We start from the raw sequence: 25,578 nt of genomic DNA, 5'->3' as shown, positions 1-25,578 counted from the left end.
AAGTATAAACCTTATACTTTTATACTTTAAAGATGCCCACACAACCAGACGCCAACACCCCAAAGCCCACGCTAACCACCGTAGACCAGGTTTCCTCTGGCGGCGTGGCTTATCGTGAAGCAGAGGCTGGCCTGGAGGTGGCCCTTATCTCGGTGGGGCCGCAGCAGCGCTGGCAGCTACCTAAGGGCTTGGTGGATGCCGGCGAGACGCCCGAGGCCACGGCCGTGCGCGAGGTGCGCGAAGAGGCAGGCATCCACACCGAGCTCCTCCGGAAAATAGAAACGATCGAGTACTGGTATGTAGGGGATAAAGGCAGGCAGCGGGTGCGCTTCCATAAATTCGTGCACTTCTTCCTGCTGCGCTATACTTCCGGCAACATCAAAGATCATGACCGGGAGGTAAACGAGGCGCGGTGGGTACCACTGGAAAGGGCCACAGAAATGTTGGCGTTTAAAACAGAGAAACAGGTGGTGGAGAAGGCGAAAGCCCTCCTGGGCAAGGCATAATCCCAGGCTTGCCACACTTTTAGATAAATTTAGTTTAGGTTGAGAAATATGGAAGCAGCATCAAAAGAATCATCAGAAGAGAAGTACCTGCACGGTTACACGCCCGAGGAACAGCAACGCCTCTACAAGCAGGCCCGGTTCATGGAGCACAAGATCTACTCCGACATCGATCTCTCCACTGTTACCAGGCTGCTGGAAGTGGGCTGCGGCGTGGGAGCTCAGTCTGAGATTCTGCTGCGCCGCTTTCCGCACCTGTTCCTGACAGGCATCGACTACGCCGAGAAGCAGATCGCGCAGGCCGGCAAGTATTTGTCTACCATCCCCTACGCCGCCGACCGCTACGAGTTGCTGCAGGAAAACGCCATGGACATGAGCTTTACCTCGCAGGCGGATTTCGACGGGGCCTTTCTGTGCTGGGTGCTGGAGCACATCCCCGAGCCGGCCAGGGTGCTGTCGGAGGTGCGGCGCGTGCTGAAGCCGGGCAGCCCGGTGGTGATTACCGAAGTGCTGAACTCCAGCTTTTTTGTGGAGCCCTACTCCCCCAACGTGCTGCAGTACTGGCTGCGGTTCAACGACCTGCAGTACGACATGGGCGGCGATCCGTTTGTGGGGGCGAAGCTCGGCAACCTGCTGCAGTCGGTTGGCTACCAGCGCATCACCACCGAAACCAAGACCTACCACCTCGATAACCGCAATCCGGCCAAGCGCGCCGAGATGATTGCTTATTGGACGGAGTTGCTCCTAAGCGGCCTGCCCCAGTTGCTCGAAGCCGGTTACGTGGACGCCGACCTGGCGGAAAAGCTAAAGCAGGAGATGCAGGTAGTGGCCAAGAGCCCCAACGCGGTTTTCTTCTATACGTTTATGCAGGCGAAGGCTTTCACGTCGTAGGAAGTGGCGGGGACAAGTATGGGTCTGCTGGCGCAAGTGTTTTCTTGTGTTCTACTGTAGGCCTGATTGGCTCGGGGCGCCATACTTTATACTTTGGATAGACTCTTGTACTTCAGTTTATACTTGCTGCTATACTTTATACTTCTATGGCGCAAGCGTCCGCTTGTGCCTTTTTATACTTTGACTATACTTTATACTTTTTATACTTGCTGTTCCAGACATCCTTGTCTGGAACCCCGCTGCCGCGGATTTCCTAATCCGCGTAAGTCATACTTTTATACTTGCTGATTTATACTTTTTACTTGTGCCATACTTCCATAGCCGCTGCTCGCTTTCACTTGACACAAGCTATACTTACTAGCTGTCGCTGATCCTCTAGTTCCCACAAGCCTACAGTTCCATTTCTGACTTTGGTGCTCTCAAGCCCGAGAGGGCTCGCCCTCGGGCATCGCGCTGTGTACATTTCCTTTGCTTGACCTGCGGTCTCCGCAATTTCGCTAAAGCGAAACCGTAAATCTACAAGGCGCTCAACCCAAGGACTGGGATCAGATTCGATAGCCACGGCCTTACTGTCATCTCGAATGAAATGAGAGATCTCTATAGAATTGTATCTAAATCTCGCGCGCTGCTCGAGGTGACATAAATAAGCAGCAAGTACATAATTCCCCTCCTCGGAGGGGTTAGGGTGGGTTTATACTTTGTAGGGACAGGTCGCGACCTGTCCGTGCGAGAACAGCAGCTATGAAGCTTATACTTCAGTAGCAGTAATTACAGAACTCCCCTCCTTGGATAAGTCTCGGATCCCGGACTTGTTCCGGGGGAGGGATTAGGGGTGGTTGGAACCGGTGAAGCAAAAGCAGGCTTGGAATAATTTGCGCTTGGCAAGCACGGGGAAGAGCCGGCCCTCCGGCTCACCTCCCTACAGCGTTAAATACGGCTGCAGCTTTTCGAACAGCTCCTGCGTTACCAGCTTCACCTGGCGCACATCCTCTACCTGCGCAAAGCTGCCATGTTGCTCGCGGTACGCTACAATGGCCCGCGCCACGTTGGAGGAAACGTACGGATGCGCCCGCAGCTCATCGGCAGAGGCGGTGTTTATACGTAGCTGCTGCACCGTGCCGGCCTTGGGCACAAACGTATACTTGTGCAGGCTGTCCACCACCTCGGGGGGGAGCCCATACACCTCGCGCAGCTGCTCCACGTTATGGAAGCCTCCCAGGCCATTTCTATACTTTACAATGCGGGCTGACAGCTTGCTGCCAATGCCCCGGATCTGTTTTAGCTGGGTCGTGTCGGCGGTGTTGATGTTGAAGGGGGCAAGTATGAATTTCTCCCGCTTAGCTGAGCTCCAGACTGGTTTCGGGGTGGGGCGCGAAGCCATACTTTCCGCGCGTTTCCCATACTTCGAAGGCCGCTCCTCCGGCAAATCTATGTACGGGTAAAGCCGCTGGAAAACGGAATCCGGCATGCCATAGATCCTGCCAAGTTCGGCCTTGTAGGTCAGGTCGCTTACCTTGCTGCGGTAGTTGAGGATGCGCTGGGCCAGGTACCTGGGCAAACCGAATGCCTGCCACTCCTCCACCGTCAGCTGGTTAGGGTTAAAGGGCCGAAGCGCCACGGTAGGCACCTTATACTTTGTGGTCCGCTCCGGCTGCACCGAGTCCAGCTGCGCCGCCAGGCTGTCGAGCAGCTGGCGGTCCTTTGCCGCGCTAAACTCAGGCTCCGAAGTATAAATCCCGCTAAAAAGAAAAGGTGCCGCCAGGAGCAGCACCAGTAAGGTGAGTAGCACCAGAAACGCATTTACCTCGCGCTGCGAAAAGCCAAAGTTCCTGCGTATCCAGTGCCTCAATTTGTTCATGTGTCGGTTCTACGTTTTACCTGCCGGTCCGGGTCATCGTCGTTGTCGAGGTATGAATCCGGCTCAGGTTTTGGCGGCGCGCTGAGCACCCGCACAAAAAAGTATATAGTTATCCCGGTTACCAAAAGCATGGTACCGAGCATGACAACAAGTGCAGATGTATTCATAGTTTCCTAAATTCTTCCTTCTCTAACTCTTTTTTTATAGGCTATGTAAACCAGCCCCGCAATGCCCAGGAACACCGCCACCAACAGTATACGTGAGGCGTTCACGAAGAACAGGGTCTCCTGCAGGTGCTCTATCATGGCAGGGTCTGTGGCCTCTGCCAACTGGCGCTTCAGGCTGGTGTTTTTGATCTTGTTGATGATGGAGCTGTCGTCCAGCACCCAGTCGCCGGCAAAGGCCTTGGCCCAGTCGCCTCCCTTCGGCGTTACCAGCGATCCGATAAACACCCACAACAGCAGGAGCGGGGTCACGAACTTAATGATGAACTTGTAGATGCCCGGCACCTTGATGTCGGCTCCGGCCGTGATTTCGCGCCAGCCTCTGCCCATACCGAACACCCAGGCAAACAGGATGGTCTCGGCCAGGGCAAACACCACCAGCGATACCGTACCGGCCCAGTAGTCATACTCATCAAACACGCCGTAGTGGAAGAAAAGCACCGTCGGCATGCCCAGCACCAGCACGATCAGGCCAAAAGACCAGGCGGCGGATTTACGCTTCCACTGGAACTCGTCCTGCAAAAAGCCCATCCACGGCGTACCCATGGCCAGCGAGGAGGTGATGCCCGCAAAGAACAGCAGGCCGAACCACATCACGCCGGCAATGGCGCCCAGCACCTCGCCCCACTGTGCAAACAGGTAAGGCAGTGTTTTAAAGGCCAAGCCCAGGCCACCCTGCTGCACCAGCTCCGTTACGCGGTCGATGCCCAGGTAGCCGATCGAGATCGGGATCAGGATAGAGGCGCCCAGCACCACTTCCACGAATTCGTTCATCCAGCCGGCCGACATGGCGTTGAGGGCAATATCATCTTTGGAGCGCACATAAGAGGCATAGCAATGGATCGTGCCCATCCCCACCGAAAGGGTAAAGAAGATCTGGCCGGCAGCCGCCAGCCACACCGTAGGAGACCATAGCTGGCTGTAGTCGGGCGTCCATAAGAAGTTGAGGCCCACGGCACTGTCGAACGCGGCACCCGCCTCTCCGGCCTTGATGGTAAAGCCTTTATAGGCCAGGAACATGCCGAACAGGATCAGCAAGGGCATGCCAACCTTGGCCACACGCTCCACCCCCCCTGACAGGCCTTTAGACAGGATCCAGGTGTTGAGCAGCAGGCAGAGGATGTAGAAGAATACCGCCTCGTAAGGAATGCCCATGGTAGACTCCCCGATGCTGACATAGGTATCGAAGAAGGTGGCCACGCCGTTCTGGTCCAGCCCGTTGAACGTGCCCATAATAGAGTGGAACACATAGGAGAGCGTCCAGGACTCGATGTAGCAGTAGTAGGAGGCAACCGCAATGTTGGTCCAGATGCCGAACACACCGATGTATTTCCAGAGGCGGTGCTTGCCCATGGTATCCACAATGTATGGCGTGGAGTGGTTTCCGTACCTGCCCCCGAAGCGGCCCATCGACCACTCGATCCAGAGCAGGGGAATGCCCATCACCAGAAAACAGACAAGGTAGGGAATGATAAAGGCGCCGCCGCCGTTCTGCACCGCCTGCACCGGGAAGCGCAGGAAGTTTCCAAGACCTACGGCGTTTCCGGCCATCGCCAGGATCAGGCCGACGCGTGAGCCCCAGGATTCTTTGTTAGCACTCATAAAGTAAGGTAGAAGTGTTTAGTTAGTTTAGTTGTTATAAGGTGTTGTACTTAAAAGCAAGGTGTGTAAGGTAATCGTAACGGCTAAGTTTAATTGAATTTAAAGGCACAATATAGATAAAGCTTCCGATAGTGCATAGAGAATTAGATATATTTAAAGCGATGGTTGCCAGCCGGTACACCCTCCCAGGGCAGACTCGCAGGGCTATATAGCCGCCTGCTCGGCCACCATGCGGATGCCCTCCGCAAACGTATGGGGGCGGTAGCCCAACTCCGTCTCGGCCTTGCGGATGATGAAGCCGGTGCGCGCGGGGCGTTTGGCAGGTTGCGAGAAGGTGCTGCTATCGGCTTTATCTATCAGCGACTTGTCCAGGTTAAAGTAATCGGCCACCTGCAGGGCCATGTCGTAAGGGGTGAGCATCTCGGAGCCGGAGATGTGGTAGATGCCCTCGGCGTCTTTCTCGGCGGCCAGCCAGCAGCCCAGGGCCAGGTCCTCGGCCAGCGTTGGCGTGCGGAACTGGTCGGTTACCACTTTGATCACCTTGCCCGCCTGCAGGCTGTCGCGCACCCACAGCACGATGTTGGTGCGGCCCTGGTCGTTCACCACGCCGTACACCAGCACGGTGCGAAGTATGGCCCACTTGCACTTGGCCTGCTGCACGATCTCTTCGGCCATCAGTTTGGTCTCACCGTAAAAATTCACCGGTTTTGCTTCGGCCGCCTCGTCGTACGGGCCGTTCTCCCCGTCAAATATAAAGTCGGTGCTCACATGGATGAGGTGCACGTTATACTTCTCGCAGGCATTTACCAGGTACTGCACGGCATCGCGGTTCAAAAGAATGGCGCCGTCGTGGTCATTTTCGCACTGGTCCACGTTGGTCATGGCGGCGGTGTGGATGATGTGCGTGGGGCGGAACTCGCTCACCACCTGCTCCACCTGCTCTGATTTGGTCACGTCCATACTCCGGAATGGCAGCGTCGGGTACAGTTCGGCCAGTTTATTCTCGCCGCGGCTGGTGGCCAGGATTTCGATGTCCTGGTTTGGCAGCAGCAATTCGGCCAGTTTCTGGCCCAGCAGCCCGTTAGAGCCGGTTATAAGGATGCGCTTCATAGGTTGTTATTTCTCTAAAGATTGGGTGTTGTAGTTGTAGTTATACTTCTTGGCGATCTTTTTCTTCTTCATGTCCTCCACTGTCACCTTCATCTTGATGTCCGATAAAGGGCGGTCGCGGCCATCTTTTGGCTGCTCGGCAATTTTATCCACCACCTCCAGGCCATCCACCACCTGCCCGAACACAGTGTATACTTCATCTAGCATCGGGGTGCCGTCGTGGTTCTCCACAATGTAGAACTGCGAGCCGCTGCTGGCGCGCGACGGATTCACGCGGTCATCCTGGCGGGCGGCTGCCACAGCGCCCCGCACGTGCTTGTGGGCCGGGGTGATCTCGGCCGGAACCGTATAGCCGGGGTTGCCGGAGCCGTCGTTGCGCGGGTCATCGTCTTTGGTGTTCGGGTCGCCACCCTGTATCATAAAGCCGTCTATCACGCGGTGGAAGGAGGTACCGTCATAGAAGCCTTCTTTGGCGAGTTTGAGGAAGTTGGCCTTGTGCTGCGGCGTGTCGTCGAACAGCACCAGTTTGATATCGCCCTGCGGCGTGGAGATGGTGACGAGTTGGTCCTTGCCCTTCGGCTTCTGGGCCAGCACCGCCAGCGGCAGCACACAGGCTACCAGCGCGGTTGCGGCTATGCGTTTCAGCAGTCTCATACGTGGTTTTAAGTCAGTTTTGGTTGATAAAATGCCCCGGCTATAGCTAGCAGGATTTCAAATTTAAGCCTTTTTAGCACTTGTTTATACTTTAAAGTCTTTTTCTACAACCTTCCTGCAAAGCGCATAAGCATACCAAAGTATGGATCGTGGACCCGGTACCCTTTTCATATTGAATAATATTTATTTTTTAATGAACTGACAGAGGCAATCCGGCCCAAAACTTTACATTGGCGGCAGAAAAACTTAAGTTCAGGGAAAGCGACTAATCAATTAACCTCACTTAATGAAAAGAACCTTACTTTCTGCAGCGCTCAGCCTGGGGGCCTGCAGCACTCTCCTAGCCCAGGCCAACACCATGACCATCGACCAAAAAATTGACGCAGCCGTCGCCCCTACGGCCCAGTTCATCTCCGATATTATCTTTTATGAGCTCCCGGTGGGCGGAATCGGTATCCCGCTGATACTCGTGTGGTTACTGGCCGGCGCCGCTTTCTTTACCGTCTACCTTGGCTTCATCAACATCAGGGGTTTCAGGCATTCGCTCGACATTGTCCGCGGCAAATATAACCAGGCGGACGCCCCGGGCGAGGTAACACACTTTCAGGCGCTCACGGCGGCTGTTTCGGGCACGGTGGGCCTGGGCAATATTGCTGGCGTGGCCATCGCCATTTCGCTGGGTGGACCGGGCGCCACGTTCTGGATGATCGTGGCTGGCCTGCTGGGAATGTCGTCTAAGTTCGTGTCGTGCACGCTGGGCGTAAAGTACAGGGATGTGCATGCTGACGGTACCGTATCCGGAGGGCCGATGCACTACCTCAACAAAGGCTTGAAGGAACGCGGCATGGCTGGCGCGGGCAAGTTTCTGGCGGCTTTCTTCGCCATCATGTGTATCGGCGGGGCCATTGGCGCCGGCAACATGTTCCAGATAAACCAGGCGACGCAACAGATAATAGCCGTAACCGGCGGCGAGGCAGGCTCCTGGTTCGGGGACGGAAACGCCTGGGTCTTCGGCTTGCTCATCGCGGTGCTGGTGGGCCTGGTTATACTTGGTGGCATGAAAAGCATTGCCCGCGTCACCGAGAAAGTAGTGCCGCTGATGTGCGCTATCTACATTATCGCGGCCATCATCGTGCTGGTCTCCAACTTCACGCTTATACCCGGTGCCATGGCCGCTATTTTTGAAGGGGCTTTCTCGGCCACGGCTGTAGGTGGTGGTGTGGTAGGTGTGATGCTCCAGGGCCTGCGCCGTGGCATGTTCTCCAACGAGGCAGGCATCGGCTCGGCCTCTATCGCGCACTCGGCCGTGAAGACCAATGTGCCGGTAACAGAAGGGTTTGTGGGGCTGCTGGAGCCGTTTATCGACACGGTGGTAGTTTGTACCATCACAGCGCTGGTGATCGTGGTGACGGGCGCCTACCAGATGGACGCCGCCGGCGACGGCATTGCCCTTACCTCCACGGCCTTTGCCACGGTTATCGACTGGTTTCCGGTGGTGCTGGCCGCGGCGGTCATACTTTTTGCTTTCTCCACCATGATCACCTGGTCCTACTACGGGCTGAAGTCGTGGACCTACCTGTTTGGCCACAATAAGGCAGCTTCCGTTAGCTTTAAGCTGCTTTTCTGCGCCTTTGTGGTACTGGGAGCCCCGATGCAGCTAGCCAGCGTGGTAGCCTTCTCAGATGCCATGCTCTTTGCCATGAGCATCCCGAACATGGTGGGCCTGTACATGATGGCACCTACCGTGAAGCGCGAGATGCAGGACTTCCTGGCCTATGCCCGCTCCTCAAACAACAACCCGCTTACGAAGGAGGCGGTAAAAGCGGAGGCCGCGAAGGCGTAAGTATGCTTTAAAACTCAGGTTGCTAGTAGCCCAACCCTACCCCGAAGGGGGCTATCAGGGAGTATGAACGAAAGACTAACTGCCAAAGGACAATGTATAAACCCACCCCCAGCCCAACCCTCCCCTAAGAACAGGGGAGGGAGCTTTACTTTTTTGCCATCTCGAATGTAATGAGAGATCTATCCGGAATTCCAAAGAGATCTCTCCCATAGGTTGAGATGAAAGCAAGGCAGCGGCTATCGAATCTGATCCCAGTCCTTGGGTTGAGCGCCTTGTGAGATCCGGTGCTCAGCTTGCTGAGCAGCCGTAGCGCAGCGGAGGCAGGAGGGAACACAGCGCGATGCCAAAGGACGAGGCCACCCGGCCTAGAGGGAGCCAAAGCAGGAGATGGAACGAGCAGTTAGTAAAGCCAAGGATATACAGCAGATAGAAAGTATAGCTTGTGTCAAATAGCAGGAAGCGGCGGCTAAGAGAGGCACAAGCGGACGCTTGCGCCAGCTAAAGAATAAAAGTATAGCCAAAGTATAAGTATGGCTATCCAAGCCAGTCAGGTTGCAAACCCGACATCATAACAAGACACAAGTCTGAAGACCTGCGCCAGACGAAAAGGCTTGGGGATAGGTATTAGTTTATACTTCTGCAAACATCGCAACGTGAGGTATAAAGTATAAAGAAGGCCCTCCTGCATGGTGCAGGAGGGCCTTCTTTATGTTTACGATTGGATAGGACGCGACCTGTCCCTACAGGTCTGCTACTCTTCCCGCTCAGCTCTTATATTTCTAAGTATCTCATCGCCTCCCTGGCCCAGAATGATGTTGGCCAGCTTCTCGCCCAGGTCAGCGGCCTCGGAGGCGGGGCCTTCCAGTGTTTCCTGCAGCAGCTTCTTTCCGTCCAGGCTCACGATGCCGCCGCTTATACGTACGCCCTCCTTGGTTAGCCTAGCCAGCGCGAAGGAAGGAATGCTACAACCGCCCTCCATGGTGCGCAGAAACGCGCGCTCTGCCAGCAGGCAAACATGCGTTTCGGCATGGTTCAGCGCCTGTTTCAGGGCTGCTTTCAGCTCGGGCTCCAGGCTCTTGGCGCACTCGATGGCCACACTCCCCTGCCCCACGGCTGGCACAAACGTATCCTCCGGAAAAGTGTATACGATCAGGTTGTCATACTCCATACGGTGCACCCCGGCAAAGGCCAGCATCAGGCCATCCATCCCCTGCTCCTCCAGCTTGCGCAGGCGCGTCTGCAAATTCCCCCTCGACTCTACTGTCGTCACGTCGGGGTAGTACTGCTTCAGCAGCGCCTTGCGGCGGGTGGAGGAGGTGCCGATCACGGCTTTGCTGCCCGGCTCCAGCTTGAAATCGGGGTTCAGGGAGAGGAGCACGTCATTTACTTTCTCGCGCTCCATAAAGGCAATTAGCTCCAGGTCCTCCGGAATGGTGGACTGCACGTCCTTGGCACTGTGCACGGCTATCTCCACCTCGCCATTACGAAGCGCAATCTCCAGTTCCTCGGTAAACACGCCCTTAGAGCCCAGCTTGTCCAGCGACTTGTCCAGGATCTGATCTCCTTTGGTGCTGAAGATCACAATCTCCGTCTTAAGGCCCACAGCCTGCAGCTTCTCCGCTGCCGCGTTGGCCTGCCACAGGGCAAGCTTGCTTCCCCGTGTTCCAATGCGAATCGTTTTATCTGCTATATCTGTCATGTCATACTTTACTGTGAGGCGGCTTTATACTTTATGATTCTGCTGTGCCTCTGTTTATACTTCTTAATGAGAGGGGGAGCTGTTTATACTTTCCCACCCCTACCCACTCCATGGAGGGGAATCATTAGTACCCCAATAACCAAACTTAACCCTTGCGAAGGAAACCGGCGATCTGCAGCGAGCTATCCACGAAAACCATCTTCGGGTTGGCGTTGCGCTCGATGTGGTAGTGCGCCTGGTTCAGCTCCTCGGCCAGCTCGCCGGCGTTGTTGCCTGTTATCACCTTCGAGAATTTCTGTACAAAGTCCAGCTCGGCGGGCGGCAGGAAAGCGATCAGCGAGGCATCCACCCCATACAGCATCACCTTCCGGAACAGGTTGAGCGCGTAGAGCAGGAAGTTCTTCTGGTTCTCGCGCCCCAGCTTCTGGAACTCCTCGCTCATCTCCACCAGGTTGCTCACCTTCCGGCCATAGCAGTGGCGCATCCAGTCGGTGAAGAAGGTGAAGTAGTCACTGCTGATCTCGGTGGTGAGCTTGGCGGCCGCGTTCAGATTGCCCTCGGCCAGTTGTGCCACCTGCGCGGCGCGGTCAGCGGCCACGTTATACTTTTCTTGCACGTACTGCACCACCTCCTGCTCGGTAAAGTTACGCACCTGCACTATCTGCGTGCGCGAGGTGATGGTGGCCAGCAGCTTCTCGGCCGCCTGCGCCACCAGCAGGAACAGCGTCTGGGCGGGCGGCTCCTCCAGCAGCTTCAGCAGGGCGTTGGCCGCAGCGGGGTGCATCAACTCGGGCAGCCAGACCACCACGATCTTGTAGTTGCCCTCAAACGCCTTCAGCGACACCAGCTTCACCAGTTGGCGGCTTTCGTCCTTGGAGATGGCGCCTTGCTTGTTCTCCGCCCCGATGTGCTGCATCCACTCGTTCAGTCCCTGGTAGGGGCTGGCAAGTATAAACGCGCGCCACTCGTTCATGAACTTGCTGCTCAACGCATCCTTGCTTACGGTCTTGGTGGCCGTCACCGGCATCACGAAGTTAAAGTCGGGGTGCACCAGCCGGTTCATTTTCACGCAGCTGCCGCACGTTCCGCAGGAATCTTCGGGCTGTTTGTCCTCGCAGTTGATGTAGGTGGCATAGGCCAGCGCCAGCGCCAGGTTCGCACTTCCCTCATACCCCAGAAACAGCTGCGCATGCGCCACATGGTTCTGTTGCACCGATTTCAGCAACAAGGCTTTTGCTTCCTGATGACCTATGATCTGAGAGAACTGCACGTGCGGAGTTAAGAGTTATGGGTTAAGAGTTAGTACAAAGATAAAAGACAAAGGACAAAAGACAGCACTTGCGCGCAACTCCTTTGTCTTTTGTCCTTTACTCCTACGTTTGCCGGGTAATCTTATACTTTCTTGTCCCAGATGCGGTACTGCTCGCCCTGCTCGAAGATGTATTGGAAGATGCTTTGCTCTGTTTCGCCAAAGTGCAGGTTGCGGCGCGACATGACCTTCTCGGCCAGCTCCATCGCCTTGGGCAACTGGAAGGTTACAAAACCGGCCGCGCCGCCCCAGCTAAACGAAGGAATAAACTGACGCGGAAAACCCGGCCCGTAGATATTGGCACTCACGCCCACCACCGTGCCGGTGTTAAACATGGTGTTGATGCCGCACTTGCTGTGGTCGCCCATAATGAGGCCGCAGAACTGCTGCCCGGAGTTCTTAAAGCTGCCTTTGGCGTAATTCCATACTTTCACCTCGGCGTAGTTGTTCTTCAGGTTCGAGGTGTTGGTGTCGGCACCGATGTTGATCCACTCGCCCAGTACGGAGTTGCCCAGGTAGCCCTCGTGGCCCTTGTTGGTGTAGCCGAAGATCACGGAGGCCGCCACCTCGCCGCCTATTTTGCAGAACGGGCCGATGCTCACGTCGCCGCGCATTTTGCCGCCTACGTTCACGTTGCTTTCCTCGCCCAGCGAGAAGGGCCCTTTTATCACCGCCCCCTCATGCACCTGCGAGTTTTTGCCCAGGTAGATCGGACCATTCTCCGCGTTCAGGATAGCGGCGCGTATCTTCACACCCTCCTCCACAAAGATGTTCTCCTCGTTGTACACCATGGTGTACCTGTCGTTGATGGGCTGGCTCTGGCGCCCTGCCGTCACCAGGGTATAATCGCTGCGGATCTGGCTGCCGTTCTGCAGGAAGATATCCCACACATCCCGGATCACGGTGCAATCGCCGTACGCTTTCTCGTTGGCAGAAGTATGGCTGGCCAGTTCCTCCGGGGTCTCAAACACATGGCCATTACTATGGAGGGCGATCAGCAGGCCGTTGTGGCGGAGTGCCTCACTAGGCTTCAGCTCGCGCACGGCTGCTGCCAGTTCCGCATCCGGGATAACGGCGCCATTGATGTAGAGGCCCTGGCCGCCCGCGCCGGAGTTATACTTTGGCTGCAAGTATGGCTGCGTGAGGTAAGCGGCCGCGCCCCCTAAGTGCCTGGCCCATTTTTCCGCTATGGTAAGTATGCCTACGCGCACCCCGGCCACCGGCCTGGTGAAAGTCAGCGGCAGCAGGTCCTGCCGGATTATAGTGTCATCAAAGAGGATGAAATTCATTCTGCAAAAGTATAAAACTTCTCCTTAAAAGTGCATAAAACGCGGTATAACGCGGTAATATTTCAGGATGGAGGTGATCTAAGTATGCCTGGCGCCCCGCGTGTGCGTACATCACAAACCCCTGCCGCCCGTCCGGACTTTTAAGTGAGGGAAAGGCGGAAACCAAAAAAGTCTCCCCAACCTGAGCTGGGAAGACTTTTCCTGAAACGTTTTAACCGGAATAAACCGCTTATTTTTTCTTGTAACGGGTGTTGAATTTCTCCACGCGTCCTGCGGTATCCACGAAGATGTTTTTACCAGTGTAGAACGGGTGGGAAGCAGAAGAAACCTCCACTTTGATTACCGGATACTCTTTACCGTCTTCCATCGTGATAGTCTCGTCAGAAGTCATAGTAGAACGAGTGATAAATTTGAAATCACTTGTCATATCCTGGAAAACCACCTGTCTGTACTCTGGGTGAATGCCTTTTTTCATTATCGTAAACGTTAAATAACCTTAATTTCTGAATCGGACTGCAAATTTAACAAGTTTTTCTGAAAGTAAAACGCTATACGCCAAATTATTTTACGCATCCGGCAAAAGCCGCGGCCAATCTAATTATCTTGTTAAATTTGCCTTAGCGGCCCCGTTTGCCGCGCCACCAAAGCCAGATCCGTACCTATGACACCAGAACACAAGCAGCAGAACCTGATACTGGACCGCAGCCAGATAGAGCAAAAGGTTAAGCGCATCGCCTACGAGATTTACGAACGCAACGTAGAGGAGCAGGAGCTGGTGCTGGCCGGCATCCACCCCAACGGCTATACGTTGGCCGAGCGCCTGGCCGAGCAGCTGCAGCAAATATCGCCCATAAAAGTGCAGCTGCTGCAGGTAACGCTGAATAAAGACGCGCCGCTGCAGGAGCCGGTGCAGTTGCAGCCTCAAAGTATAAACCTGGAGGGCAAGGTAGTGGTGCTGGTGGACGACGTGCTGAACACCGGCAAAACGCTGGCCTATACCCTGGATGCTTTTCTGCCGCAGAACCCGAAGAAGATAGAGGTGGCCACCCTCGTAGACCGCCACCACCCGCTCTACCCCATTGCGGCCACCTACACCGGCTACTCGCTGGCCACCACCCTGCGCGAGCGCGTACAGGTCGTGCTGCAGCCGGATGAGGTAGCGGCGTATTTGCTGTAGACTTATAGTTGTTGGTTGCTGGTTGCTATTTAATAGACCCGGCCTGATCAAAGTATAACGCCCCTCAATATCATATGACCAACAACGAGCAACCATTAACGAAGAACTAAAATGAAAAAACTCTGCTTTGCCACCAACAACCGCCACAAGCTGGCCGAGGTGAGCCAGATGCTGGAGGGCAAGTATGAACTGCTGACCCTGCAGGACATTGGCTGCCACGAGGATCTGGCCGAGGAGCAGGACACGCTGGAAGGCAATTCGCGGCAGAAGGCGGAGTATGTGTGGGACAACTACAACGTGAGCTGTTTTGCCGACGACACCGGCCTGGAGGTAGAGGCGCTGAACGGCGCACCCGGTGTGTACTCGGCGCGCTATGCCGGCCCCCAGCGCTCCGACGCCGACAACATAAACAAGCTTCTGGACAGCCTACAGGGGCAAGAGAACCGCCGCGCCCGCTTCCGTACCAGCATCACCCTGATCCTGGACGGGCAGCAGCACCAGTTCGAGGGCATCGTGACAGGAAGTATAGCCACCGGGTGGAAAGGCGACAAAGGCTTCGGCTACGATCCGGTGTTCATCCCCGACGGCCACGAGCGCACCTTCGCCCAGATGAGCGCCGAAGAGAAGAACGCCATCAGCCACCGCGGCCGCGCCACCCAGGAGCTGGTGCGTTTCCTGAAGGGCCTCGAAGTATAAAAATAACGTACTGCACTAGCCAAGTAGCTGCTAAAGTCTTAATTTTGTAGTCTGAAACTAAAGCTTCCAATGCAAAAGCCATTCATCGTCGGGATTACGGGAGGTAGTGCTTCAGGGAAAACTACTTTTTTGAACAAGCTGCTGACCTCCTTCGCCCCAGAGGACGTGTGCCTGATCTCGCAGGACAACTACTACAAGCCGCGCGAGCACCAGACCGCCGACCCGAACGGGGTGATCAACTTCGACCTGCCTTCGTGCATCGACGATGAGGCCTACGCCCGCGATATTCTAAAGGTAGGCCAGGGCGAAACCGTTTACCGCCAGGAGTATACTTTTAACAACCCCGATGTGGTGCCGCGCCAGCTGGAGTTCAGACCGGCGCCGATTGTGGTGGTGGAGGGCATCTTCGTGTTTTACTTCGAGGAGATCGCCAACTTGCTGGACCTGAAAGTATACATTGATGCCAAGGAGTACATCAAGCTGCAGCGCCGCATTGTGCGCGACAAAATAGAGCGCGGCTACGACCTGGACGATGTGCTGTACCGCTACACCAACCACGTGGCGCCCACCTACGAGAAATACATCAAGCCATACAAAAACGACGCGGACATCATCATCCCGAACAACGCCAACTTTGAGCGCGGGCTGGAAGTGCTTACCACCTACCTAAACGCTAAAATAAAAGCATGAGGAGCAAATTTGCGGTTATTGGACTGGGCGTATTCGGCCACTCCATTGCCACCACGCTGGCCGAGCGCGGCGCCGAGGTCATTGCCATTGATTTTAACGAGGACCATGTAGAGTCCATCAAAGACCAGGTGGCTTACGCAGTGGCCCTGGATGCCACCGACATTCGGGCGCTGGAGGCGCAAAACATCCAGGACATGGATGCCGTGATTGTGGCCATCGGCGAGGACTTTGAAGCGATCCTCATTACTACAGCCAACCTGCAGGAACTCAACGTGAAGCGCGTGATCACGCGTGCCTCCAACAAGCAGCAGCGCCGCATTCTGGAGAAGATGGGCGTGCAGGAAATCCTTTCGCCGGAGGGCGAAGTGGGTAAAACCGTGGCCGAGCGCCTGCTGCAGCCCAGCATCCGCACTTTCCTGCCGCTGCCCGATAACTATGAGATCGTGGAGATCAACGCACCGCGCAACATTGCCAACCGCAGCGTGGCCAAAATATCGCTCCGCGAGAAGTATAACCTGAACCTGATCACGATCAAGCGCTTTTTTGAGGAGATACAGGACGGCAAGCCCACCCAGGTAGAGCACATCATCGGGGTGCCCAAGGCAGACACCATTATCTACCCCTCAGACATCCTGCTGCTTATAGGCAAGAAGCAGGATGTGAAGCGATTTATTGAGGTAAACCGTTAAAATTTTCTTTTTTAACAGAAAAGATTTCATATTTGCGGTTATACATGCCAAAAGCCACTAAGATATTCTGCCACCTAAGGCATCTGCTGATGTCGGTAACCCTGCTGTGGGCGCTCATGCTCAACGGGCAGGAGGTGATGGCATATACTTCGGCCAGCGGAGCAGCCCCCCTCGAAAGCAAAGAGGTAAGCGCTGCCAGCGGCAAGAAAACCGTTGTAAAGCAGAAGATATCGCTGGAGGGCACCACTTCCTTTGTGGCCCTTAAGAACCTGGAGCAAGACCTGGAGCCGCTTCCGCAGCAACCGTGCTTTGCGCGTACCGCCATCGCGCTGCTGCCTGCCGCTTACACGGCCGTACCTCCGGGGGCCGGTTTTGCCGCCCGTATTTTGCCAACCACCGTACAGCCCAACGCCCCGTAGGCTGCCCCTCCCCTATTTTCTTTCCCCGCCAAACCCGGCCGCCGCACCGCCCTATCCGGGAGTGAACGGAACGCACCCGATGTCATTATAGTTATTTAAGAGTCCCTGCGGGGGAAGCGTTTTTTGTACCCAATATTCAATCAATTCATACTTTTACTTAAACAATGCGGAACAAATCGTTAATTATCGTTCTGACGTTGATCGTATCGGCACTCTGCCTTTACTTTCTGTCGTTCTCATTCGTTGCCAACAGCGTGCAGAAGAAAGCGGAGGCTTATGCCACCGACGCACAGGGCAACGTTGATCTAGCTAAAAAACAATCCTACCTCGACTCCATGTGGAACGAGCCCGTGTACCTGGGCATGACGTACAAGGAGGTTACGGAGAAGGAGCTCGGCCTTGGCCTGGACCTGAAAGGCGGTATGCACGTGGTACTGGAGGTATCGCCTGTGGAGATCGTTAAGTCTATGGCCGGCAACAGCAAGGATCCTAGCTTCCTGAAGGCGCTGGACCGCGCCCAGGAGATGCAGCGCAACAGCCAGGATCGCTTCACCTCACTTTTTGCCCAGGCCTACCGTGAGATAGAGCCAGACGGCCGCCTGAGCAGCATCTTCTCCAACTCGGCCAACCGTGGCAAGATCAGCTACGAGTCTACTAACGAGGAGGTGATCAACGTAATCCAGGCAGAAGTAGACGCCGCCATCGACCGCTCCTTCAACATCCTGCAAACCCGTATCGACCGCTTTGGCGTTACGCAGCCAAACATCCAGCGCCTGAAGGGCACCGGCCGCATCCAGATCGAGCTTCCGGGCATCGATAATCCGGAGCGTGTGCGTAACCTGCTGCAGGGCATGGCCAACCTGGAGTTCTGGGAAGTATGGACGCCACAGGAGTTTAACCCTTACCTGATGCAGGTGAGCCAGCAACTGGACCAGTTGCAGCGTGCCGGCAAACTGAACCTGCCTAACACTGCAGCCGTAGCCGCCAAGGCTCCTGTTGCCGCCGATACCACTGAAGACGTGCTGGCGCAGGCTGCAGGCACTGACTCGGCGGCCATCGCTGCCAACACGCAAACAGACACTGCCGCCGCTCTGGCCGCAGACTCAGCTACTCTTAACCAGCAGGGAGGCGTACTGGCGTCCCTGTTTACTATGATGCCCAACGGCTTAGGTGCCAACGTGCGCGACACAGCCACCATCAACGAGTTGTTCAGCAGACCGGATGTGCGCACCTTGCTGCCATCCAACATGAAATTCCTGTGGGGCGTGAAGCCGATAACCGAAGGCAAGCAGGCGTTTGTGGAACTTTATGCCATCAAGAAAGGTCGTGACGGGAAGGCGCCGCTAGGAGGTGACGCGATCAACGACGCCCGCCAGGACTTTGACCAGCATGGCCGTCCTGAGATCTCGATGACGATGAACCCGACCGGCGCCAGAAAGTGGGCCCGCCTCACCGGCGACAACGTTGGCCGTCAGGTTGCCATCGTGCTGGATAACTACGTATACTCTGCCCCGGTAGTACAGGGCGAGATCACGGGTGGCAGTTCTTCTATCTCCGGTAACTTTACCATTGATGAGGCGCAGGACCTTGCCAACATCCTGAAGGCAGGTAAGATGCCAGCCCCGACCCGTATCGTGGAAGAGGCCATCGTAGGTCCTTCGCTGGGCCAGGAGGCGATCAACCAGGGCTTACTTTCTACTGTGGCCGGTCTGGTAGTGGTGGTTATCTTCATGATTGCCTACTACTCTCGTGGTGGCATGATCGCTGACCTTGCCCTGCTTTTCAACGTGTTCTTTATACTTGGGGTGCTGGCCCAGTTCGGCGCCTCCCTTACCCTGCCCGGTATTGCCGGTATCGTGCTGACGCTGGGTATGGCCGTGGATGCCAACGTGCTTATTTTTGAGCGTATGCGCGAGGAAGCCGCAAAAGGCAGGTCTATGCGCGAGGTTATTAATGCCGGTTACGAAAAAGCCTTCAGCTCCATCTTTGACGCTAACGTGACCACCTTCCTGGTAGGCTTTATCCTATACTTCTTTGGCTCCGGTCCGGTGAAGGGATTCGCCATCACGATGATGATCGGTATCGTGACATCTTTCTTTACATCGGTATATATTTCCAGGCTGTTGGTAGAGAGTACCTTCAAGAGGGCAGGCAAGCTCTCTTTCTCCTCTTCGCTGGCCGATAAGATGTTCCGCAACGTGAAGTTCGATGTGATGAAGATCAGAAAGCCAGCCTATGGCTTCTCCATTGCGCTCATCGCCTTCGGCTTTATTGCCATGGCGATAACAGGGCCAAACCTGGGTATTGACTTTACAGGTGGCCGCTCGTATGTGGTGGAGTTTGAGCAGGCGGTTCCGGCTTCCGAAATCCGCGAAGGCCTGCTGGATGACTTCCAGCAGGAAGGTACTGAGGTAAAGACATTCGGCGCCTCTAACCGTGTCAAGATCATCACCAGCTGGCTGGCAGAAGATGAGAGCACGCAGGCCGATGAGCAGGTAAGAACGGCACTGGAGCAGGGACTGCAGGAGTATGCTGAATTCAACCCGCAGGTACTGAGTTCTTCCAAAGTTGGAGCCTCCATGGCCGACGACATTCAGAACACAGCCCTTATCGCCATACTTTTATCCCTGGCAGGTATCTTCCTCTACGTGATGCTGCGCTTCCGCAAGTGGCAGTTCTCGCTGGGTGGCGTGGTAGCCCTCCTGCACGACGCGTTGATAATTCTGGCTGTATTCTCGATTCTGCACCTGTTTGGCATCTCTTACGAGATGGACCAGGTATTTATCGCGGCGGTATTGACCATTATCGGTTTCTCCATTAACGATACCGTAGTAATCTTTGACCGAGTGCGGGAGTACATGCATGACAATCCGCGCGCAACCATCAGGCAGATTGTTAACCCAGCCCTGATCAGCACGTTCAGCCGTACCATTATCACCTCCCTGACCCTGTTCCTGGTGGTGGTGATCCTGTTCCTTTTCGGTGGAGAGGTGCTTCGCAGCTTCTCGCTGGCAATGATCATCGGTGTACTGGCTGGTACTTACTCATCCCTGTTCATCGCTACGCCAATCGTAGTGGATACGATCAGGGAAGAGGACGGCACCAAACAACCCGTAGCTACCCCACAGGTAGCGCAGAAAGTCCGCTAAGCAACCGCGACAGCATACATCAGAAAAGCCCGAGGCAAATGCTTCGGGCTTTTCCGGCTTTAGGAGCCAGCTGGAGACAAGGTGTTTTTGCCAATATGGGGTAAGCTGCTCGCAACGGAGAGATCTTGCTCTTCAACCTCCTCCTGCGCCCCTGCAAGCAGTGCGGATAGGCAGAAACGATCTCCAGTGGTATTAAAAACAAAAGAGCCAGCCCCTTACGGAGCTGGCTCTTTTTATACTTTATACTTTATACTTTATACTTTCAGGACTTATATGGTCATGCCATCGGCAACAACCTCTCTCACTTCCGGCACCATGCGCTTGAGCAGGTTCTCGATTCCGGCCTTCAGCGTTACCGTGGCAGAAGGGCAGCCGCTGCAGGAGCCCTGCAGGTGCACGGTTACCACACCATCATTGTAAGACTTAAAAGTGATGTTACCACCATCCTGCTCCACAGCGGGGCGCACGTAGTTCTCCAGCAGGTCAATCACCTTTTTAGAGATCTCAGCGTCCTCGGCAGATGCCTCGCCGTGGCTGGCATCGGCTGTCTGCGGCTTGGCTGCAGAGAATCCTTCGTTAAAGATCGGGCCGCCGGCCTCTACGTAAGATTTCAGGAATGCACGCAGTTCCGGGATGATCTTTACCCACTCCAGGTCCGCGCTCTTGGTCACGGTAACGAAGTTGCTGGCAATAAACACACGTGAAACGTAGTCGAAGTTGAACAGCTCCTGCGCCAGTGGCGACTCCAGCGCACTCTCCAGATCAGGATAGTCCACGCTCTGGCCGTCGGGCAGCATCTGCACGTTCATCACAAACTTCATCGACTCGGGGTTCGGGTTAGCCTCTGCGTATACAGAAACCATCTTCTCTTTATTTTCTAACATGATATAACGCTGTTTAATGTTAAAACCTGTAGGTATTGCATTAAGTTTCCAAAATTAGGCATTATTTACGACAAGTGCATAGGCTTGCCACCCGCCCTGCCTTTAAGTATAAAACACTGCGTCTACGCGGGTATTTTGATGATAACCGCGTAGCCCGCCAACTGTTTTTTTGTGGCTTCTCAGAAAGGTGCCCACCGGCTATAGCGTTGCGGCTGGTTTATACTTTAAACAAGTCGGAAGCTGTAACACAGGATGTCCGGGCAAATACCTGTAAAGTATAGGATGGGCCAGAAGAAGCCGGGCTGCCCCATAGAAACAGAAGGCCGGCAAAGTGCAACGAAAAAAGTGACGGACCTGCAAGACCAGCCAGGGCCTTTGAGGGCAAACGAGGGAACGTAGCACAAACCCGTAGCTTCGGGGTACAGGAGCAGCCACGGCTCAGCACTCCGCTCCCTGCCGTCTCCGGGCAATATTGGAAAGTATAATTTAACGGGGACAAGCCCTGGTTCCTGCTGCTGCTGCTGCTCCACGTATGTACATTAATCAGGTAACCAAGGCGCCGCAAAGCCTAGCATTTTAGCTCAGAAAATGTATCTTTGTGCAGCAAGCAAAAAACCTAAACCGAATTAACCTACACCATGCTAAACAACTTTATACTTCTGGCGCAGGCCCAAGAAGCTCTACCTGTTTTTCTGATCATACCCTTCCTGATCCTGATCGGCATGATCGCTGCCGGCCCGATTTTCTTCGGCCACTTCTGGGAGCATAACTATAAAACCGTCGCCGTGGTGCTTGGCCTGACCGTGCTGGCCTATTACCTGTTTGTGCTGGGCGATGTGCACATGCCGGCGCACACAGCGGCAGAATACTTTACGTTCGCGGTATTGCTTAGCTCCCTTTACATTGCCGCGGGCGGTATCTACCTGAACGTGAATGCCAATGCCACACCGCTTATAAATGTGGCCTTGGTGGCTGTTGGAGCGGTTCTGGCCAGCATCATTGGTACAACAGGCGCCTCGCTCCTGCTTATCCGCCCCTTCATCAGGCTCAACAACCACCGCATCAAGCCGTACCAGATCGTCTTCTTCATCTTTATCGTAAGCAACGCCGGCGGCCTGCTCACCCCACTCGGGGACCCTCCCCTGTTCATCGGCTTCATTAAGGGCGTGCCGTTCTTCTGGACGCTGGAGCACCTCATCAGCCCGTGGTTTATCAGTATCACGCTGCTTTGCCTGATGTTCTTCCTGGTCGATCGCCGCAACAAGGAGACGAACTTTACACCTGACCCGGAGGTAGTTGCCAGGAATAACGAGAAGACAGAGTTCCATTTCTCCGGCAAGCGCAACATCTTCTGGCTGGCCATTATCATCGGTGCCGTGTTCCTGGACCCGAATGTGATTGACGGACTGCCGCACATCTACTACGACGGCACCAAGATTTCTTTCCTGCGTGAGGTTATCCAGCTTTCGGCGGCCTTTATGTGCTACCGTTTCTCCAGCAAGACGGCCCTGGCCGGAAACCACTTCAACTTCCACCCTATCCTGGAGGTGGTGTTCCTGTTCTTCGGTATCTTCTTTACCATGATGCCGGCCCTGCAGTTGTCCGCTCAGATTGCCTCGTCTCCTGAGTACTCCAAGTTCATAACGCCAAACTTCCTGTACTGGGCCACCGGCTCGCTTTCCGGCTTCCTCGATAACGCCCCGACCTACGCCAACTTCCTGTCGCTGGCCATGGCTAAGTACGACCTGTCGCAGGGCAGCGTGGTGGATGTGCGCATGTTTGCCGAGGGCACTACCGCCGCCGGCATGGAAACACTTATCCAGTTGGAGGCCATCTCCCTGGCATCCGTGCTTTTCGGCGCCTTTACCTACATCGGTAACGGACCGAACTTCATGGTGAAGGCCATCGCGGAAAGCGCCGGCGTCAAGATGCCTTCATTCTTTGGATACATTCTGCGTTACTCCATCCCGTTCCTGCTGCCAATCCTGGCGCTGGTATGGTACCTGGTAGTGCACCTGAGGCTTTTCTAAGCCCACATAAAATATAAAAACGGCCGCCTTTGCCATGCAGGGGCGGCCGTTTTGTTTCAGGGTGGATTCTGTAAAGTATGAAATTCAGGTGGTGATTCAGGCATATGGTGAAAGTGTAATGCTATTCCTGGCTTCTCTTCATCCACTTCATCTGGCGCAGGTTCTTTTCTGGCGCAGGTCTTCAGATCTATATCCTGCGATGGCGTTTTGTCTGTAACCCGACTGGTTTGGAAAGCCATACTTTTTTATACTTGAGCTATACTTTATACTTTGTCTCTACTTGCTGATTCATACTTTCCTAGCCGCTGCTTCCTTATACTTGAACCAAGCTATACTTTCTAGCTACTGCTGATCCTCAGTCTTACTCACTTATAGTTGCACTTCATACTTTGGTGCTCTCAAGCCCGAGAGGGCTCGTTTTCCTGCTCAGCGCTGGGAGCTTTTCCTGCCCTCGTGCCTCGGGCTGCCTCACTCCGTTCGTCACCAGAAAAACTCGCATAGGCGCCTCACAGAAAAACTGGGTGTCAGTTCGATAGCCGCGGCTATCCTGTCATTTAGAGCTAAGGGAGAGATCCCTATAGGATTCCCGATAGATCTCTCGCCTTGCTCGAGATGACAAGGAAAGAGCAAGTATAAATTGTCCCCTTGAGGGGACTATAGGGGTGTAATCGTTCGCTGATAATTCCCCTCCTCGGAGGGGCTAGGGGTGGGTTTATACTTGTAGGGACAGGTCGTGACCTGTCCGCGCGAGAACTGCAGCTATGAAACTCATACTTTGGCAAAAGTAGTTACAGGCTCCCTCCCCTGTTTTTAGGGAAGGGGTTGGGGTGGGGTTATACTTTGGCAGGGGCGCTTGGACCCGTTACTACAAAAGCTACTTCCAAGTCTCTGGCAGATAGCTGCTGGGCCCATACACCACCCGGAAGAGTTGGCGCGCTGGGGTTACGTGCCGGCCAGCCGTTCAGCTAAGCCCATACTTTTTCAGCCAGCCGAAGCCTCACAGGCAATACCTCAAAGTATGAACGCGTTATATAGAAGTATACTTATTCCCTTATATTTATACTTCGCCTCATCCTGAAACACCCGCTACCATTGCTATGAAAAACAACTCCTGCCGCCTTAGGGGCTGCCTGGCTTTTATACTTCTGTGGATTATACTTTGTCCGGAACAGGCGGAGGCGCAGCAGCGGCAGGTGGTACAGCTTTCGGGGCTGGTGGTGGCGGGAGACAGCGCAGCGGGCATGGCCAATGTAGCCGTGTTTGTACCCAACTCCAACCGGGGCACCCATACCGGTCCGGGTGGTTTTTTCTCGCTGCCGGTGCTGCCCGGCGATAGCGTGGTAGTGGCCGCGCTGGGTTACCAGAAGCAGTACTTCTCCCTGCCCCATACCTTTACGGGCAACAGCTACTCCACCATGTTACACCTCCTCGAAAGCCCCCCCGAGCTACCCACCATAAACGTGATGCCCTGGGCCACGGAGCGTGACCTGCGGGAAGCCGTCTCGAAACTGAACCTGCCCAGGGAGCCAAAACCGGAGGTGGACCTGGGGCCGCTGGAGGAAAAAGACCTGACCCGGATGCGGGCCATGGATGGCGAGGCGAACGCCAGGTATGGGCTGATGCAGGTAACCCGGCAGCAGCAGCAGCGCTACATGGTGCCCAGCGATGTCAAGCTGACGGGTTTCTCCATCAACGGGAACAAGAAAAAGGCCTCCCGCGCCAGTAAAAAACGTGCGAAAGGCCTTCTGAAAGAACAGGAAAATAAGTCCAAAGACTGAGTTTATACTTTGTTCGCCTTCTGGCGCAGCAGAAAATCAGCGATCACAAGCGCGGCCATGGCATCCACGATTGGCACCGCGCGGGGCAGCACGCAGGGGTCGTGGCGGCCTTTGCCCTGCAGGGTGATCTCCTCGCCGGCGTCGTTGATGGTGGTCTGGGGCTGCAGGATGGTAGCCACAGGCTTAAAGGCCACGTTGAAGTAGATGTCCTGCCCGTTGCTGATGCCGCCCTGTATGCCGCCGGAGTGGTTGGTGCGGGTACGGATGTTGCCCTGCTCGTCGGTATAGAACTGGTCGTTGTGCTCGGAGCCGCGCATTTTCACCCCCTCGAAACCACTGCCGTACTCAAAACCCTTCACGGCGTTTATACTTAGCATGGCCTTGCCCAACTCAGCGTGCAGCTTGTCAAAAACAGGCTCTCCGAGGCCGGCCGGCACGCCTTTCACCACGCAGCTCACCACGCCGCCAATGGTATCCAGGCTGTCGCGGGCCTCCTCCACCACGCCGATCATGCGGGCAGCGGTGGCACCGTCGGGGCAGCGCACCTTGTTGGAGTCTATCTGGCTCAGGTCGAGCTCCTGGTAGGGCTTTTGCAGTTTTATACTTCCCACCTGCGAGACGTAGCCCTGCACCGTAATGCCATGGTGCTGCAGCAGCTTTGCGGCCAGCGCACCGGCTGCCACGCGGGCCACCGTTTCGCGGGCCGAGCTGCGGCCGCCGCCCCGGTGATCGCGGGTGCCATACTTGGCGGTGTAAGTATAGTCGGCATGCGACGGGCGGAACGCCTGGGCGATGTGGCTGTAGTCGTGGCTGTGCTGGTCCTTGTTGTTTACCACCATGGCGATGGGCGTGCCTGTGGTTTTGCCCTCAAACACTCCGGAGAGGATCGTTACCTTGTCCTCCTCCTTGCGGGGCGTAGTAATGTCGGACTGGCCGGGGCGGCGGCGGTCCAGGGCGTGCTGTATCTCCTCCAGGCTGATGTCCAGCCCGGCAGGGCAGCCATCCACTATCACGCCCACGGCCGCGCCATGCGACTCGCCAAAGGTTGTTATCCGAAAAAGATTTCCGTAAGAATTACTCATAG

22 protein-coding genes are annotated in these 25,578 nt (G+C 55.3%); 11 read left to right on the top strand and 11 right to left on the bottom strand.

What is annotated here, in order from left to right; all coding sequences use genetic code 11:
* The first annotated feature begins 32 nt into the window (after positions 1 to 32).
* Together A3841_RS16750 and A3841_RS16745 are read left to right on the top strand one after the other, a co-directional pair.
* Positions 33 to 506, top strand: a complete 474-nt coding sequence (locus A3841_RS16750) for an NUDIX hydrolase (RefSeq protein ID WP_073854007.1) — start codon at positions 33 to 35, stop codon at positions 504 to 506.
* A gap of 48 nt (positions 507 to 554) precedes the next feature.
* The gene (locus A3841_RS16745) at positions 555 to 1,394 is read left to right on the top strand and encodes a class I SAM-dependent methyltransferase (RefSeq protein WP_073854005.1); all 840 of its coding nucleotides are present in this window, start codon (positions 555 to 557) and stop codon (positions 1,392 to 1,394) included.
* A gap of 919 nt (positions 1,395 to 2,313) precedes the next feature.
* Here the strand turns inward: A3841_RS16745 and A3841_RS16740 are convergent.
* From A3841_RS16740 to A3841_RS16725, 5 genes are all read right to left on the bottom strand, one after another.
* Positions 2,314 to 3,252, bottom strand: coding sequence for a ComEA family DNA-binding protein (locus A3841_RS16740; protein WP_073854003.1), 939 nt, complete (start codon positions 3,250 to 3,252; stop codon positions 2,314 to 2,316).
* A complete protein-coding gene (locus A3841_RS20415; RefSeq protein ID WP_170866222.1) occupies positions 3,249 to 3,419 on the bottom strand; it encodes a hypothetical protein in 171 nt (56 codons plus the stop codon). The genes A3841_RS16740 and A3841_RS20415 overlap by 4 nt, the downstream gene beginning before the upstream one ends.
* Positions 3,420 to 3,425: 6 nt before the next feature.
* On the bottom strand, positions 3,426 to 5,078 hold the full coding sequence (locus A3841_RS16735) for a sodium-dependent transporter (protein WP_073854001.1): 1,653 nt from the start codon (positions 5,076 to 5,078) through the stop codon (positions 3,426 to 3,428).
* Positions 5,079 to 5,282: 204 nt separating this feature from the next.
* Complete coding sequence (locus A3841_RS16730) at positions 5,283 to 6,188, bottom strand: SDR family oxidoreductase (RefSeq protein ID WP_073853999.1); 906 nt, start codon at positions 6,186 to 6,188, stop codon at positions 5,283 to 5,285.
* Between the two features lie 6 nt (positions 6,189 to 6,194).
* Positions 6,195 to 6,842 carry a peptidylprolyl isomerase gene (locus A3841_RS16725; protein WP_073853997.1) on the bottom strand — a complete coding sequence of 216 codons (648 nt, stop codon included), beginning with the start codon at positions 6,840 to 6,842 and terminating at the stop codon, positions 6,195 to 6,197.
* Between the two features lie 286 nt (positions 6,843 to 7,128).
* Between A3841_RS16725 and A3841_RS16720 the strand changes: the two genes are divergently transcribed.
* Positions 7,129 to 8,685 carry an alanine/glycine:cation symporter family protein gene (locus A3841_RS16720; protein ID WP_073853995.1) on the top strand — a complete coding sequence of 519 codons (1,557 nt, stop codon included), beginning with the start codon at positions 7,129 to 7,131 and terminating at the stop codon, positions 8,683 to 8,685.
* 751 nt (positions 8,686 to 9,436) lie between these two features.
* On the opposite strand, the gene hemC is transcribed toward A3841_RS16720, so the two are convergent.
* The 4 genes from hemC to A3841_RS16700 form a co-directional block, all read right to left on the bottom strand.
* Complete coding sequence (hemC, locus tag A3841_RS16715) at positions 9,437 to 10,384, bottom strand: hydroxymethylbilane synthase (RefSeq protein WP_073853993.1); 948 nt, start codon at positions 10,382 to 10,384, stop codon at positions 9,437 to 9,439.
* A 145-nt stretch (positions 10,385 to 10,529) separates the two neighbouring features.
* A complete protein-coding gene (locus A3841_RS16710; protein WP_073853991.1) occupies positions 10,530 to 11,654 on the bottom strand; it encodes a DNA polymerase III subunit in 1,125 nt (374 codons plus the stop codon).
* 122 nt (positions 11,655 to 11,776) lie between these two features.
* Entirely contained in the window at positions 11,777 to 12,982 is a 1,206-nt protein-coding gene (locus A3841_RS16705; RefSeq protein WP_073853989.1) for a GlmU family protein, read from the bottom strand.
* 229 nt (positions 12,983 to 13,211) lie between these two features.
* Positions 13,212 to 13,457, bottom strand: coding sequence for a type B 50S ribosomal protein L31 (locus A3841_RS16700; protein ID WP_073853987.1), 246 nt, complete (start codon positions 13,455 to 13,457; stop codon positions 13,212 to 13,214).
* Positions 13,458 to 13,643: 186 nt separating this feature from the next.
* Between A3841_RS16700 and A3841_RS16695 the strand changes: the two genes are divergently transcribed.
* The 6 genes from A3841_RS16695 to secDF all read left to right on the top strand — a co-directional run bounded on the left by A3841_RS16695 (position 13,644) and on the right by secDF (position 19,802).
* A complete protein-coding gene (locus tag A3841_RS16695) occupies positions 13,644 to 14,159 on the top strand; it encodes a phosphoribosyltransferase family protein (protein ID WP_073853985.1) in 516 nt (171 codons plus the stop codon).
* Positions 14,160 to 14,270: 111 nt separating this feature from the next.
* A complete protein-coding gene (locus A3841_RS16690) occupies positions 14,271 to 14,855 on the top strand; it encodes a non-canonical purine NTP diphosphatase (protein ID WP_073853983.1) in 585 nt (194 codons plus the stop codon).
* 69 nt (positions 14,856 to 14,924) lie between these two features.
* Positions 14,925 to 15,545: a uridine kinase family protein gene (locus tag A3841_RS16685; RefSeq protein WP_073853981.1), complete on the top strand. Its 621-nt coding sequence runs from the start codon at positions 14,925 to 14,927 to the stop codon at positions 15,543 to 15,545.
* Positions 15,542 to 16,234 (top strand): potassium channel family protein, encoded by a 693-nt coding sequence (locus A3841_RS16680; RefSeq protein WP_073853979.1) that lies wholly within the window; start codon positions 15,542 to 15,544, stop codon positions 16,232 to 16,234. Before A3841_RS16685 ends, A3841_RS16680 begins: the two co-directional genes overlap by 4 nt.
* 89 nt (positions 16,235 to 16,323) lie before the next feature.
* Positions 16,324 to 16,653, top strand: a complete 330-nt coding sequence (locus A3841_RS16675; RefSeq protein ID WP_073854246.1) for an RNA methyltransferase — start codon at positions 16,324 to 16,326, stop codon at positions 16,651 to 16,653.
* 164 nt (positions 16,654 to 16,817) lie between these two features.
* Complete coding sequence (gene secDF, locus A3841_RS16670) at positions 16,818 to 19,802, top strand: protein translocase subunit SecDF (protein ID WP_073853976.1); 2,985 nt, start codon at positions 16,818 to 16,820, stop codon at positions 19,800 to 19,802.
* 269 nt (positions 19,803 to 20,071) lie between these two features.
* Here secDF and A3841_RS16665 read toward each other — a convergent pair whose 3' ends face one another.
* Positions 20,072 to 20,686 (bottom strand): NifU family protein, encoded by a 615-nt coding sequence (locus A3841_RS16665; protein ID WP_073853974.1) that lies wholly within the window; start codon positions 20,684 to 20,686, stop codon positions 20,072 to 20,074.
* A gap of 638 nt (positions 20,687 to 21,324) precedes the next feature.
* On the opposite strand from A3841_RS16665, the gene A3841_RS16660 reads away from it, so the two are divergent.
* Positions 21,325 to 22,716 (top strand): sodium:proton antiporter, encoded by a 1,392-nt coding sequence (locus tag A3841_RS16660; protein WP_073853972.1) that lies wholly within the window; start codon positions 21,325 to 21,327, stop codon positions 22,714 to 22,716.
* A gap of 1,097 nt (positions 22,717 to 23,813) precedes the next feature.
* Positions 23,814 to 24,494: a peptidase associated/transthyretin-like domain-containing protein gene (locus A3841_RS16655; protein ID WP_073853970.1), complete on the top strand. Its 681-nt coding sequence runs from the start codon at positions 23,814 to 23,816 to the stop codon at positions 24,492 to 24,494.
* Between the two features lie 2 nt (positions 24,495 to 24,496).
* On the opposite strand, the gene aroC is transcribed toward A3841_RS16655, so the two are convergent.
* Positions 24,497 to 25,576 carry a chorismate synthase gene (gene aroC / locus A3841_RS16650; RefSeq protein ID WP_073853968.1) on the bottom strand — a complete coding sequence of 360 codons (1,080 nt, stop codon included), beginning with the start codon at positions 25,574 to 25,576 and terminating at the stop codon, positions 24,497 to 24,499.
* Positions 25,577 to 25,578 lie beyond the last annotated feature (2 nt).

Source organism: Pontibacter flavimaris (genome assembly GCF_001907195.1).
GTDB classification, from domain to species: domain Bacteria; phylum Bacteroidota; class Bacteroidia; order Cytophagales; family Hymenobacteraceae; genus Pontibacter; species Pontibacter flavimaris.
The sequence above is the reverse complement of the archived record's forward strand: the minus strand, read 5'-3'. Positions and strand labels throughout refer to the sequence as shown.

Coding starts and splice junctions, on each gene's coding strand:
- A3841_RS16680 (WP_073853979.1), top strand. CDS start 15,542: ATGAGGAGCAAATTTGCGGTTATTGGACTGGGCGTATTCGGCCACTCC.
- A3841_RS16700 (WP_073853987.1), bottom strand. CDS start 13,457: ATGAAAAAAGGCATTCACCCAGAGTACAGACAGGTGGTTTTCCAGGAT.
- secDF (WP_073853976.1), top strand. CDS start 16,818: ATGCGGAACAAATCGTTAATTATCGTTCTGACGTTGATCGTATCGGCA.
- A3841_RS16655 (WP_073853970.1), top strand. CDS start 23,814: ATGAAAAACAACTCCTGCCGCCTTAGGGGCTGCCTGGCTTTTATACTT.
- A3841_RS16695 (WP_073853985.1), top strand. CDS start 13,644: ATGACACCAGAACACAAGCAGCAGAACCTGATACTGGACCGCAGCCAG.
- aroC (WP_073853968.1), bottom strand. CDS start 25,576: ATGAGTAATTCTTACGGAAATCTTTTTCGGATAACAACCTTTGGCGAG.
- A3841_RS16740 (WP_073854003.1), bottom strand. CDS start 3,252: ATGAACAAATTGAGGCACTGGATACGCAGGAACTTTGGCTTTTCGCAG.
- A3841_RS16660 (WP_073853972.1), top strand. CDS start 21,325: ATGCTAAACAACTTTATACTTCTGGCGCAGGCCCAAGAAGCTCTACCT.
- A3841_RS16730 (WP_073853999.1), bottom strand. CDS start 6,188: ATGAAGCGCATCCTTATAACCGGCTCTAACGGGCTGCTGGGCCAGAAA.
- A3841_RS16745 (WP_073854005.1), top strand. CDS start 555: ATGGAAGCAGCATCAAAAGAATCATCAGAAGAGAAGTACCTGCACGGT.
- A3841_RS16720 (WP_073853995.1), top strand. CDS start 7,129: ATGAAAAGAACCTTACTTTCTGCAGCGCTCAGCCTGGGGGCCTGCAGC.
- A3841_RS16725 (WP_073853997.1), bottom strand. CDS start 6,842: ATGAGACTGCTGAAACGCATAGCCGCAACCGCGCTGGTAGCCTGTGTG.
- A3841_RS16690 (WP_073853983.1), top strand. CDS start 14,271: ATGAAAAAACTCTGCTTTGCCACCAACAACCGCCACAAGCTGGCCGAG.
- A3841_RS16735 (WP_073854001.1), bottom strand. CDS start 5,078: ATGAGTGCTAACAAAGAATCCTGGGGCTCACGCGTCGGCCTGATCCTG.
- A3841_RS16685 (WP_073853981.1), top strand. CDS start 14,925: ATGCAAAAGCCATTCATCGTCGGGATTACGGGAGGTAGTGCTTCAGGG.
- A3841_RS16705 (WP_073853989.1), bottom strand. CDS start 12,982: ATGAATTTCATCCTCTTTGATGACACTATAATCCGGCAGGACCTGCTG.
- A3841_RS16675 (WP_073854246.1), top strand. CDS start 16,324: ATGTCGGTAACCCTGCTGTGGGCGCTCATGCTCAACGGGCAGGAGGTG.
- hemC (WP_073853993.1), bottom strand. CDS start 10,384: ATGACAGATATAGCAGATAAAACGATTCGCATTGGAACACGGGGAAGC.
- A3841_RS16665 (WP_073853974.1), bottom strand. CDS start 20,686: ATGTTAGAAAATAAAGAGAAGATGGTTTCTGTATACGCAGAGGCTAAC.
- A3841_RS20415 (WP_170866222.1), bottom strand. CDS start 3,419: ATGAATACATCTGCACTTGTTGTCATGCTCGGTACCATGCTTTTGGTA.
- A3841_RS16750 (WP_073854007.1), top strand. CDS start 33: ATGCCCACACAACCAGACGCCAACACCCCAAAGCCCACGCTAACCACC.